The 12,293-nt window shown below is 69.2% G+C and carries 12 protein-coding genes; 3 read left to right on the top strand and 9 right to left on the bottom strand.

The annotated features are described in order from the left end of the window. The first annotated feature begins 77 nt into the window (after positions 1-77). Entirely contained in the window at positions 78-626 is a 549-nt protein-coding gene (locus tag AC1DMN_RS14290) for a YceI family protein (RefSeq protein WP_477230673.1), read from the top strand. A 78-nt stretch (positions 627-704) separates the two neighbouring features. Here the strand turns inward: AC1DMN_RS14290 and AC1DMN_RS14285 are convergent, their stop codons facing one another. Continuing rightward, a complete protein-coding gene (locus AC1DMN_RS14285; protein ID WP_477230672.1) occupies positions 705-1,598 on the bottom strand; it encodes a DNA-3-methyladenine glycosylase family protein in 894 nt (297 codons plus the stop codon). 62 nt (positions 1,599-1,660) lie between these two features. Then, positions 1,661-2,530 (bottom strand): sigma-70 family RNA polymerase sigma factor, encoded by an 870-nt coding sequence (locus AC1DMN_RS14280; RefSeq protein WP_477230671.1) that lies wholly within the window; start codon positions 2,528-2,530, stop codon positions 1,661-1,663. Positions 2,531-2,615: 85 nt separating this feature from the next. Between AC1DMN_RS14280 and AC1DMN_RS14275 the strand changes: the two genes are divergently transcribed. Further along, positions 2,616-3,110, top strand: coding sequence for a carboxymuconolactone decarboxylase family protein (locus tag AC1DMN_RS14275; RefSeq protein ID WP_440732154.1), 495 nt, complete (start codon positions 2,616-2,618; stop codon positions 3,108-3,110). 37 nt (positions 3,111-3,147) lie between these two features. On the opposite strand, the gene AC1DMN_RS14270 is transcribed toward AC1DMN_RS14275, so the two are convergent. After that, on the bottom strand, positions 3,148-4,434 hold the full coding sequence (locus AC1DMN_RS14270) for an MFS transporter (protein WP_440732153.1): 1,287 nt from the start codon (positions 4,432-4,434) through the stop codon (positions 3,148-3,150). Positions 4,435-4,595: 161 nt separating this feature from the next. On the opposite strand from AC1DMN_RS14270, the gene rpsO reads away from it, so the two are divergent. Continuing rightward, a complete protein-coding gene (rpsO, locus tag AC1DMN_RS14265; protein ID WP_018187174.1) occupies positions 4,596-4,865 on the top strand; it encodes a 30S ribosomal protein S15 in 270 nt (89 codons plus the stop codon). 140 nt (positions 4,866-5,005) lie between these two features. On the opposite strand, the gene AC1DMN_RS14260 is transcribed toward rpsO, so the two are convergent. From AC1DMN_RS14260 to AC1DMN_RS14235, 6 genes are all read right to left on the bottom strand, one after another. Continuing rightward, entirely contained in the window at positions 5,006-6,112 is a 1,107-nt protein-coding gene (locus AC1DMN_RS14260) for an MFS transporter (protein WP_477384440.1), read from the bottom strand. A gap of 133 nt (positions 6,113-6,245) precedes the next feature. Beyond that, a complete protein-coding gene (locus AC1DMN_RS14255) occupies positions 6,246-7,457 on the bottom strand; it encodes an amidohydrolase family protein (protein WP_477230670.1) in 1,212 nt (403 codons plus the stop codon). Continuing rightward, positions 7,444-8,469: an ABC transporter ATP-binding protein gene (locus AC1DMN_RS14250; protein ID WP_477230669.1), complete on the bottom strand. Its 1,026-nt coding sequence runs from the start codon at positions 8,467-8,469 to the stop codon at positions 7,444-7,446. Before AC1DMN_RS14250 ends, AC1DMN_RS14255 begins: the two co-directional genes overlap by 14 nt. Continuing rightward, the gene (locus tag AC1DMN_RS14245) at positions 8,466-9,482 is read right to left on the bottom strand and encodes an ABC transporter ATP-binding protein (RefSeq protein WP_440732147.1); all 1,017 of its coding nucleotides are present in this window, start codon (positions 9,480-9,482) and stop codon (positions 8,466-8,468) included. Before AC1DMN_RS14245 ends, AC1DMN_RS14250 begins: the two co-directional genes overlap by 4 nt. Continuing rightward, positions 9,482-10,483: an ABC transporter permease gene (locus tag AC1DMN_RS14240; protein WP_477230667.1), complete on the bottom strand. Its 1,002-nt coding sequence runs from the start codon at positions 10,481-10,483 to the stop codon at positions 9,482-9,484. Before AC1DMN_RS14240 ends, AC1DMN_RS14245 begins: the two co-directional genes overlap by 1 nt. Positions 10,484-10,545: 62 nt before the next feature. Further along, a complete protein-coding gene (locus AC1DMN_RS14235; RefSeq protein ID WP_441976023.1) occupies positions 10,546-12,270 on the bottom strand; it encodes an ABC transporter substrate-binding protein in 1,725 nt (574 codons plus the stop codon). Positions 12,271-12,293: the final 23 nt, after the last annotated feature.

Raw genomic sequence — 12,293 nt, 5'->3', positions numbered from 1 at the left:
TGCATTCAGTTGAATGTAAGTTATACGGTGATGTCGCCGCAGGAGCGGTGGCCCAGAACTTCGCACGAGGAGCAGCAATGAGCATCGACATCCCCGGTTACCGCAGCGGCACCTGGACCCTGGACCCCGCCCACAGCGAGGTGACCTTCAGTGTCCGCCACATGATGATCTCGAAGGTGCGCGGCACGTTCGGCGTCAAGAGCGCCACGCTCGTCGCCCCGGAGAACCCGCTCGCGGCCCGCGTCGAGGCGAGCGTCGACGTCACCTCGCTGAGCACCGGTGACGCCGGCCGCGACGGTCACCTGATGTCGGGCGACTTCTTCGACGCGGAGAAGTACCCCACGATGGACTTCGTCTCCACCGGCGCGCGTGCCGAGGGCGGCGACCTGTTCGTCGACGGCGACCTGACCATCCACGGCGTGACCAAGCCGGTCACCTTCGAGCTCGACTTCGGTGGCTTCGGCTCCGACCCGTACGGCAACTACAAGGCCGGCGCGTCTGCCAAGGCCGTCATCAACCGCGAGGACTTCGGCCTCACCTGGAACGCGGCGCTGGAGACCGGCGGCGTGCTCGTCGGCAAGGACGTCACGATCACGCTCGACCTGCAGGGCGCCCTCGAGGCGTAATCCGGGTTCATCCCTTGGGCGGGTGCCGCATCGCGCGGCCCCGCCCTTTCGCGTCTCGAGAGGCTCTCCCGGTGCTGGTCAGGCCGCGGGCTGATCGACGAGCCGGGTCCCGACCGCTCGCAGTGACACGGCCGCCCAGGTGCGGAACGGACGCCAGGCCTCGGCGATCCGCTCCAGCTCGGCATCGCCCGGCCTGTGATCGAGGCCGTATAGCGCCTGGACCGCGGCTCGGGTGTGATCCTCCTGGGTGGACAGCACGTCGGCGAGTCCGCACGCGCGGATCACGATGAGCGCAGCGTAGAACGGGCCGATGCCGGGCAGGCGCTGCACGTCGAGCATCGCCTCGGCGGGCGTCATGCGAGCCAGCCGCTGCACGTCGAGCTGCCCGTCCAGTGCGGCGCGCGCGATGGCGTGCAGTCGGGGCATCCGGTCCGCGGGCAGTCCGGGAATCGCGTCGAGGCCGAGAAGCTGCCCAGGTAGCGGCAGCGCCGCCTCGGGACGTCCGGCGAGCGCGAACACGGCGCCGTGCTGCTCGGACAGGCGTCGGCGCAGCGCGATGCCCTGCCGGCGTGCGCGGCGGGCCGAGAGGACCGCCCAGACCGCGGCTTCGTACGGGCTGTAGAAGTTCGAAGGACGGAACCCCGGCGCTTCGGCGTGCACGCGCGCGAGCACGGGATCCGCAGCGCACACCGCCGCCCACGCCAAACCGTCGTGATCGGCGGAGACGACACGGGCGACCTGCGCGGTGATCGCGGTCAGGTCGCCCTCCCCGTGCACGGTCAGGGCGAGCTCGCCGTCGTGCTGTCGCACCTCGACCCCGACCTGGGCGTCGAGCGCGTCGGTGCAGAAGGCCAGGCGCATGACTCCGTCGAAGGCCGCCTCGTCGCGGTGGCCGAATCCCATGAGTGCGACCTCGCGGAGGTCGTACGGCCCGGTCAGGGGCAGCGTGGTCGTGCGGCTCGTGGTGCTCATGCCGTCAGTGTGCACCCGGGCGGGGACATCGCCCGTCGTAGGGCCTGAGGATCCCGCTGGTGTCAACGCGGCAGCGACAGCTCGGCCACGCGCGCCGGACCCGCGAACGCATCGATCGCCGCGATCCGGTCTCCATCGACGTCGAACGCCATCATCGACACCGCCTGTCCGCGGACGGTGACCACGACGCCGGGGAGACCGTCCACGAGCACGGGACGGAGCACGGCGTCCGGAATCGCGAACATGAGCGCCCGGCCCGCGACGGCCGCGCCGCCGCGCACGAGCGCCGTGACGGAGAGGCCCTGCTCGATCCGCAGCTCGACATCGGGGGCGAGCAACGACACCAGGCGGTCGAAGTCGCCCGCGCGCGCGGCCGCGAAGAACGCATCGACCACGGGACGTCGCTCCCTGGCAGGGCGGATGCCGGCGACGTCGGCCGAGCGCACTCGGCGGCGCGCGCGGCTGGCCAGCTGTCGTACCGCGTCGGGGGAGCGTTCGAGCAGGTCGGCGATCTGCTCGAAGGGCACATCGAAGGAGTCGTGCAGGACGAAGGCGACACGCTCGGCGGGGGAGAGGCGTTCGTGCACGACCGTGAGTGCGGCGCCGACGGCCTCCGCCTGCTGCGCCTCCTGCATGGGATCCGGTGCCCGCTCTTCCATCTCGATGACCGGGCCCGTCCTTTCGTCGTCGAGCGGGATCTCGTCCCGCGAGGCGCGAGAACGCAGCACGTTCAGGCAGGCGCGGGAAGCGATCGTGGTCAACCAGCCGCCGAAGTTCTTCGCGTCGTCCGCGCCGGCCGCGGAAGCCCGCAGCCACACTTCCTGCACGATGTCGTCGGCCTCCGCGGTGGATCCGAGCATGCGCTGCGCGAGCCGGCGCAGCCGGGGACGATGCTCCTCGAAGCGCTCCACAAGAAAATTCTCGTCCGTCATGTCACATCTCCTCCGGCCCGCGTGTCATCAGAGTGACCGTCCGAATCGGGACGGCGTCTCATGAGAAGAACGGGAAGAGTCTGACATGACCATCGACCAGACCATCGACACCACCACCGCCGTCGCCATCAAGGCGCGGATGCCGCACCCTGCATTCCTGCTCGAGGGCGGCTTCGACGCGCTCACCGGGCTCAGCAAGGTGGCGGGCTCGACCGATCTGCCGGAGGAGCTGCTGCATCTCGTGCATCTGCGGGCCAGCCAGATCAACGGATGCAGCTGGTGCACGATCGAGCACGCCAAGGAGATGCGCGCCGACGGCGCTGGCGAAGAGCGCGTATTCGGCGTCGCGGCGTGGCGCGAGGCTCCGCTGTTCACGGCAGGGGAGCGGGCGGCGCTCGCGCTCACCGAAGCTCTCACCAGGATCGCGGACAAGGCGGATCCGGTGCCCGACGAACTGTGGGCCGAGGTGTCGGCGCAGTTCGACAAGCGGCAGCTGTCCGCGCTGATCCTGGCGATCAGCGCGATCAACGTCTGGAACCGCATCAACGTCGCGATCCGCCAGCCCGCCGGACAGCACTGACGCGCATCAGGATCCGCAGTCTCCGCCCACGGGGCGTTCAGGGCTGCGGATCCTCGGCGTCGTAGGCGCGGAAGCGCGGACTCAGCCGCACGAACAGCGCCACGAGCCCGATCACGAGCATCCCGCCCAGGAGCGGCGGGAACCACAGCGCGGTGAGCGAGGCCAGCACTCCCGCATACAGGGCACCGAGACGCGGCCCGCCCGCGACGACGATGATGAACACGCCCTGCAGGCGGCCGCGCATCGCGTCGGGCACGGCGGCCTGCATCATCGTGTTGCGGTAGATCGAGCTGACGTTGTCTGCCGCGCCCGAGAACGCCAGAGCGACGCACCCGAGCGCGATCAGCAGAACGTTCGGCGAGCTCGCGGTCGCCGGTGCGCCCGGAAGCAGGGCACCCACGAGCAGGACCACACCGAACAGCGCGATCATCGCGCCGTACGCCTGCACCGCTCTGGCGATGCCGCGGCCGTGCCAGCGGTAGTGCACGATGCGCCCCGAGAACAGACTCGACAGGAAGGTGCCCACGGCGACCGCCGCGGTGAGCAGGCCGGTGGTGACCGCGCCGCCGCCCAGGATCACCGTGCCGAGCGCCGGGAACAGGGCCAGGGGCTGGCCGAACGTCATCGCGCACACGTCGAGGACGTACTGCATCCGGATGTTTCCCGCGCGGCGCAGGAAGCGCCAGCCGTCGACGAGCGAGGCGAGTCCTGGGCGCACGATCTCGCCCTCGGGCTTGAGGGCGGGCAGCGTCCACAGGCCGAGGAACATCGACAGCATGAGGATCACGTCGATCGTGTAGGTCCAGCCATAGCCGGTGAGTGCGACGAGGAGACCGGCCAGGGCGGGGCCCGCCATGACGGTCATGCCGAAGGCCACGCCGTTCAGTGCCGAGGCGGGCGCCAGCATGTCCCGGGAGAGCAGGCGCGGGATGATCGCGGTGCGCGTGGCCATGCCGACCGAGTTCGACGCGGCGATGATCATGCTCAGGGCGTAGAGCCACCAGATCGTCTCCGCGTGCGTCCAGGTGAGCGTCGCGAGTAGTGCGGTCGCGACGAAGGTGATGACAGCCGCGATGAGCGCGACGCGTCGCCGGTCGAACGCGTCGGCGAGCATGCCGCCGTAGAGGCCGGCGAGGATCATCGGCACCAGCCCGGCGACCGCGATCATGGACACGGCAAAGGTGCTGTGCGTGAGCGCGAACACGTGCAGCATGACCGTGACGACCGTGAGCTGACCGCCGATGCCGCTGAGGGTGGATCCGATCCACATCCGGGCGAAGGCCGGGCTCTGCCGGAAGGGGCTCAGGTCGATCAGGTGACTCACTCATCGAGCGTATCGGCGTGACGAGCGGCCGGGATCCGGCTCGGCGCACGGAGCCGCCCGGTGCTGATAGACTTGTGCGGTTGCCGTTCGATCGGCCGCGGATAAGAGAGCCCACGCATCAGGCGTCGGGCACCGCGCAGCAAAGAGGAAGGGGATCACCTATGGCACTGGAAGCAGACGTCAAGAAGGCGATCATCGAAGAGTACGCGACGCACCCCGGTGACACCGGATCCCCCGAGGTGCAGGTTGCCATGCTGACGCAGCGCATCAAGGACCTCACCGAGCACCTCAAGGAGCACAAGCACGACCACCACTCGCGTCGTGGCCTGTTCCTGCTCGTCGGTCAGCGCCGTCGTCTGCTCGGCTACCTCCAGGACGTCGACATCAACCGTTACCGGTCGTTGATCGAGCGTCTCGGACTCCGCCGCTAAGCAGCAGCGCAGCCAGCGTACAATCGCGCTAAACATTCTTGCGAGGCCCGTCCCACGGTGTGGGGCGGGCCTCGACCTTTCGGTTCGCGTGGTCCTGCGCACCTGCAAGCGCTGCGTCTTGACGGCGCCGGGCCGTTCGCTCAGCGCCGGATCAGTGAAACCGGGCGACGGCGGATGACGAGCACCACCGAGATGGCGAGCAGAAGCGCGCAGAGCGCCATGATCAGCAGGCTGGCAGTCCAGGTGCCGCTCGCGTCGTGCACGATGCCGAGCAGCAGGCTTCCCGCGCCGGCGAGCGCGTAGCCGACTCCCTGCGCGATCGCGGAGAGTATGCCGGCGGAGGCCTCGTCCGCGGACAGGCTCACGAGCAGTCCCATCGCCAGACCGAAGCCGGCGTTCTGAGCGATACCGAGCACGGTGACGACCACGGCGTCGTGGCCGCCATCGAAGGCGAACCAGGTGAACCCCGCGGCCATCACGATTCCCAGCCCGGGGCCGAACCAGGTCAGGATCCGCCGACGGCGTGCCATCACCGGTGCGACCAGTGTCGGAATCAAGCCGATCAGGCTGAACCAGCCCAGCAGACCGCCCGCTGAGGCGCGGGACTCGCCATGCGAAGCCAGGATCAGCGGAAGCCACGTGGTCACGGCGAAGTAGAGCAGCGCCTGCAGCGAGAACACGGTCGTCATGAGCGCCACCGTGGCGCGTGCGCCGACGGGAATCGCGATCGGCGCCCCCATCGGCGCAGCGGTCGCCGAGCCGCGGCCCACGGCGAGCATGGCCAGCGCAGCGATCACCGCGAGCGCAGCCCAGGCGGCGAGGGCGGGTGCGAGGCCGAATGTCTCGTCCAGCGGCACGGCGAGAGAGGCCCCCAGGGCGGCGCCGATGCCGAACGACATGCTGCTGAGGCCCACCCAGAGTCCGCTGGCGCCGAGCGCCTTCAGGTAGGGCGGCAGCAGGGTGGCCGCCACCATGATGGCGGCACCGGCGAGGAACGTGCCGGGCAGCAGCATCCAGCCGCTCAGTACTCGCAGCACGAGTCCCGCCGCCAGCACGGCCATCGCCACGAGGATCGCGCGGGTCGTGCCCAGGCGCCGCGCCAGCAGAGGGCCGAGAGGTGCGGTCAGGCCGAAGGCGATCACGGGCAGCGTCGCGAGGAGGCTGCGCTCCACGCCGCCGAGACCGAACTCGCTCGTCGCCTGGTCCAGCAGCGCCGAGACCGACGTGATCGCCGGACGCAGGTTCATGCCGACCAGGAGCGCGGCCCCGAGCGCAAGGGCTCGGGCGGCGCTCCCGGCCGGCACCGGCCGGGAGCGGTCCGGCGCGGGCCGGGCGTGCTCCGCCGCAGGTCCAGCCGGGAGAGCGTCGCCCTCCGCCCGATCAGCTCGCGAGGACACGGAGCCCATCGGCGACGACGCGCCCGTCATGGAGGACGGTGCGATCGGTGCCGCGGTCCATCACGGCGCTGGTCGGCGTCTGACCGTCGACGAGCACCAGGTCGGCGCGATCGCCGACGGCCGTGCCTGGGCGGTCCTGCACTCCGTTCAGGCGGGGCACATCGTGCGACATGATGCTGGCGCCACCCATGGTCGCGATCGCCAGGCACATCTCGATGTGCTCGTCGCGGCGGAAGTTGTTCGTGAACGCCAGCTGCCAGGTGCGATCGAGCAGGTCGCAGTTGCCGTACGGGCTCCAGTAGTCGCGCTGGCCGTCCTCGCCGAGCCCGAATCGCACGCCCGAGGAGACCAGGTCGACGAGCGACAGCTGGTTGCGGGCCGCGGGTGCGACACTCGCCATGGCGATGTCGAGTGCGGCGAACTCGTCGATCAGCCGGCGGCTGGTGGCCTCGTCCACTCCGCCCAGCTCGTAGGCGTGGGACATCGTGACCTTGCCCTGCATGCCGAGCGCGCGCACTCGCTCCAGCACGAGCTCAGTGCTGAACACGCCGAGGTGACCCGGTTCGTGCAGATGGATATCGATCTCGACCTGGTACTTCTCGGCCAGACCGAACACGATGTCCAGGTGCTTCACCGGATCGCGGTCGAGCTGCGAAGGGTCGATGCCGCCCATGACGTCGGCGCCCTGCTTGAGCGACTCCTCGAGGTAGTCGACCGTGCCCTCTTCCAGGAGGATCCCGGCCTGCGGGAAGGTCATCACCTGCACGTCGGCCTGATCGGCGAACTTCTCCTTCGCCGCCATCACCGAGTCGAACTTCTCCAGCTTGCAGTCCACGTCGACCTGCGCGTAGGTGCGCACCCGCGTGGTGCCGCGGGCGATCATGCGCTCCAGCGTGCCGGCGACGATCTCGGCGTGCGGCACGTCGGTGTTGCGCCAGTTGCGGCGGTCGTTCATCATCATGGCCCACACGCCGGGGGCTCCGGTGTGCTCGCGGAACGGCAGGCCGATGCGGGAGGAGTCCAGATGCACGTGCACGTCGCTGAACGAAGGCAGCAGCAGACGTCCGCGGCCGTCCACATCCCCAGCCCCGAGCGGGGCCGTCTCGTCGTGCGGGCGCACGGCCGCGATGCGACCGTCCTCGATGACGACGTCGGATGCGGAACCGCCCCAGGGGCGGACGTCACGAATCAGCAAGGATCTTCCTCTCTTCAGGGGTGCTCGCCGCGAACGCGGCGGCCTCGGCCAGGTGGTGGCAGGCGACCGCACCGGACGGCACCTGCTCGACGCACATCTTCTTCTTCTCCTCGTCCAGCAGCTCGAAGACCGGACAGCGCGTGCGGAACACGCAGCCGCTGGGCGGGTTCGACGGATGCGGCAGATCGCCGGTGAGACGGATCCGCCCGCTGCGATCCGCGTGCGGATCGGGGGAGGGGACCGAAGACAGCAGCGACTGCGTGTAGGGATGCCGCGGGGCGTCGAAGACCTCGTCCCTAGTGCCGAGCTCCATGACCTTGCCCAGGTACATCACGGCCACGTCGTGGGCGAAGTGCTTGACGACCGAGAGGTCGTGCGCGATGAAGACGTAGGAGATGCCGGTGTCGGCCTGGATGTCCTGCAGCAGGTTGATCACCTGCGCCTGCACCGACACGTCGAGCGCGGACACGGGCTCGTCGCAGATCACCACGTCGGGTTCCAGTGCCAGCGCCCGGGCGATCCCGACGCGCTGCTTCTGGCCGCCGGAGAACTCGTGCGGGAAGCGGTTGTAGTGCTCCGGCCGCAGTCCCACCCGGTCCATGAGCGACTGCACGCGGGTCTTCATCCCCTCCTTGGGGCTGATGTGCTGGGCGCGCAGCGGTGCGGCGATCGCGGCCCCCACGGTCTGGCGCGGGTTCAGCGAGGACGCGGGGTTCTGGAACACCATCTGCACGCGGCGGCGGAAGTCCTGCAGCTCGGAGCCTTTCAGGCCCGCGACGTCGGCGCCGTCCAGGCGGATGCTCCCGGCGGTCGGCGTCAGCAGGCGCATGAGCAGCCGGCCGGTCGTCGACTTGCCGCAGCCGGACTCACCCACCAGGCCCAGGGTCTTGCCGCGCTCGAGCGTGAAGGACACGCCGTCGACGGCCTTGACGATGCTCCTCGGCTTGAACATGCCCTGCGAGACGGGGAAGTGCTTGGCGAGGCCCTCGACCTGCAGCAGCGGGGCGGTCATCGTGCGGCCTCCATCGTGATCGGCTGGGACGTGCCGAGCCCCTCGGACAGGTGGCAGCGCGATCGGTGCGATCCCGCGCCGTGCAGCGCAGGTCGCTCGGTGCGGCAGCGGTTGCCCGGCACCAGGTGCGCCACCGGGCAGCGGTCGGCGAACAGGCAGCCCTGCGGCAGGTCGAGCAGAGACGGAGGGAAGCCGGGAATGGGCGTGAGGCGTCCGGCCTCATCCGCCATCGACGGCATCGAGGCGAGCAGGCCCTTCGTGTACGGGTGCGCGGTGCGCAGGAAGGCGTCCTCCATGTCGGCCTGCTCGACGCACTGCCCGCCGTACATGACGATCACGCGCTGACAGACCTCGGCGACGACGCCGAGGTCGTGTGTCACGTAGACGACGGCGGATCCGGTCTCCTGCTGCAGCGATGAGATCAGGTCGAGGATCTGCGCCTGCACCGTGACGTCGAGCGCGGTGGTCGGCTCGTCGGCGATGAGCAGCTCCGGCTCGCAGATGAGGGCCATCGCGATCATCGCGCGCTGGCGCATGCCGCCGGAGAATTCATGCGGGTAGGAGTCGTAGCGGGACACCGGATCCGGGATGCCGACGCGCGCCAGCATGTCGATGGCCTGCGCCTTGGCGGCTTTCGCGCTCACCCTGTTGTGCACCCGGTACGCTTCGGCGATCTGCGTGCCGACCGTGTAGAACGGATGCATCGCGGAGAGCGGGTCCTGGAAGATCATCCCGATCTTGCGACCGCGGAACGGACGCATCTCGTTCTCGCTGAGCGGCACGAGATCGGTGCCCTCGAACAGGATCTGCCCGGTGACACGGGCGCTCGTCTCCTTGAGCAGCCCCATCAGCGTCTGGCTGGTGACGGTCTTGCCGGATCCGGACTCGCCGACGATGCCGATCGTGTCGCCGCGCTCGAGGGTGAGGTCCATGCCGTTGACCGCGTGCACGACGCCGTCGTCGGTGGGGAAGTCGACCCGCAGATCGCGGATGTCGAGGAACGGGGTGGCCATCAGCTGACCCTCACTCTCGGGTCGATGCCGGCGTAGGCGAGGTCGACGACGACGTTGGCGGTGATGATGAAGAACGCGGCCAGCATGGTGATGGCCATGGTGACGGGAAGGTCTCCGGCGACCGCCGCGTGCACGGCCGTGAAGCCGAGGCCCGGGACCGAGAAGATCTGCTCGGTGAGCACGGCGCCGCCGAGCAGGGCGCCGATGTCGAGGCCCAGCATGGTCACGATCGGTGTGATACCGGCGCGCACGCCGTGCCGGAAGACGATCTCGCGGCGACCCAGGCCCTTGGCCCGGGCGGTGCGCATGAAGTCCTCGCCGAATGTCTCGATCATGTTGTTGCGTGTGATGCGGATGTACTGCGCGCTGAACAGCACCGCGATGGCGACCCAGGGCAGCAGGTAGTTGAGGAACCAGCCGGCGGGGCCGGCCGGTCCGAACGGGCTGCTGATCTGATTGCTCGTGAACGGCAGCCAGTGCAGCGTGCTCACGAAGACCAGCAGCAGCAGCAGGCCGGTCACCGGGATCGGCAGCGAGACGCCGACCGAGGCGGCGCCGACGATGAGCTTGTCGGTCGCCCTGCCCTTGCGGATCGCGGCGAGCAGGCCGAGGCCGACGCCGACGATCGTCCACAGCACGACCGCGCCGACGGCGATCGACAGCGTGTAGGGGAGGGCGCGGGCGAGAACGCCGGTGACGCTCTCGTTGGTCTGGAAGGACTTGCCCAGGCACGGCCATGCGCAGAGCTGCTCCGCGCCGGGTGCGCCGATCATGCGCGGCCCGAAGAAGCCGGAGAGATACGCGAAGTACTGCACGAAGAAGGGCTTGTCCATGCCCAGCGCGACGCGCGCCTGCTCGATGCGCTCCGGCGTGCACTCCTGGCCGCACGCCGCGGCGGCGGGATCGGACGGGCCGATCTGGAAGAGCGCGAACGTGACGAAGCTCACGACGAGGAGGAGGAGGACGAGGCCCGCCACCCGGCGGACGAGGAATCCGATCATTGCTGTCCCGTGCGGGGCCGGCCGCGAAGGGCCGGCCCCGTCCTTTCAGGAGTGCGGAGGCGTCAGTTCTTGACGCCGACGGTGGACAGGTCGATGCTTCCGAAGAAGTAGCCGACCTGGGCGTTCTGGATCTTGGATCCGACGACGCTCGAGGTGTACGTGCGGAACAGCGGCACGATCGGGTACGTCTCCATGGCCTTGTTGTAGAGCTCGGTCCACTGGGTGTTGAGCTCCTCGGACGAGCCGTTGGTGTCGCGCAGCTTGTACATCTCGCCGGAGACCGTGGGGTCGAAGTAGCGCGAGATGTTGCTGAACCCGTAAGTCGTGCCGTCGAGGCTCGGACCGAGGTTCGGATCCACCGTCGTGCGGGTCGAGCCGGAGGCGGCGCCGCCGCACCAGCCCGCGCGGGCGATGTCGGGCATCTGGTCGCCGGCGAGCGTGGTGTAGTAGTTCGGCGCGGGGATCGCGACCATCTGCAGGTCGATGCCGAGCTCCTTGAAGTTCTGCTGCAACACCGTGCCGAGGTTCTTGAACCGCTCGGTGGCATTCGAGTAGCCGTAGGTGAGCGTCGTGGGAACGGTCTTGCCCTGCAGCAGCTTCTTGGCCTCGTCCAGCTTCGGCTTGCCGGCCGGGTCGAGGTCGATCGTCGGCTTGATCCAGCCCACCTGGGCGTCGTTCAGGTAGGAGTTGGTGAGCTTGCCGAAGCGCGGCCCGCCGTACTGCACCTGGATCGACGCGCGGTCGATCGCGAGCGCCAGGGCGTGGCGCACGTCGGGGTCCGTGATCGTGGTGGTGTTGAAGTTCAGCACGTCGGTGCAGCCGAGCAGGCCCCCCGCGGTGCGCGGCTTGATCGTCTGGTCGCTGAGGCGCGCGGCATCGGAGGCCTGCAGGGCGCCGTTCGAGTCGAGCGTGATCGCGGTCGGGTCGGAGTCGCTCAGCAGCTGCTGGCTGATCGTCGCCTGGGCGGTCGACAGCGAGAAGGAGAACGAGTCGGGCAGCGCGGTGCGGTTCTCATCCGTCTTCGCGTCCCAGTTCGGGTTGCGCACGAGCTTGAGCTCGCGACCGCGGTCGTAGCTCGAGATCATGTACGGCCCCGAGGAGATCGGGTGGTTGGTGTAGTCGAGCTTGGTGTCCTTCGCCTGCGGCACCGGAGCGCTGTTGGAGCGCGAGGCGAGGGCAGGGAAGTCGGGGTACGGCTGCTTCAGGTGGAAGATGATCGTCTTCGCGTCCGGAGTCTCGATCGCGGCGAGGTCGCCACCGGAGTACGGGCCCTTGTAGGTGTCGGCGTCGAGCACGGCGTTGAGCTCCTGCGGAGCCTGCGTGTAGACGTCGCGGGCGAAGGTGCGCTCGATGCCGTACTTGATGTCGGCGGACGTGATCGGGGATCCGTCCTCGTACTTGACGCCGTCCTTGAGTGTGTAGGTCCACGTGAGGCCGTCGGAGGAGGCCTTGCCGAGGTCGGTGGCGAGGTCGGGCACGACCTTCGGCGGCTGGCCGGCGGTCTCCTTCGCCATGGTCAGGGTGCGGTAGTAGAGCTGACCGACGTTGGCGGTCTGCACGTAGTTGCTGTTGCCAGGGTCGAGGGTCTGGAAATCGCTGGACATCAGCACGTTGACGTTGCCGCCCTTGGTGCTGAAGCCCTCGTTCACGACATGCGGGGCGTAGGGGTTGTTCGCGGTCGCGCCACCGGTGGCGGTGCCGCCGGAGGCGGATCCGGCCGAACAGCCCGTCACGGCGAGCGCGACGGCCACGACGGAGGCGGCGAACAGGGGACGGCTGTGTCTCATGGTTCTTCTCTTCTTGGGTGGAT

Source organism: Microbacterium sp. 01T413_2 (assembly GCF_056398985.1).
Note: the sequence above shows the minus strand (reverse complement) of the source record. Positions and strands in the feature narration are given on the sequence as shown.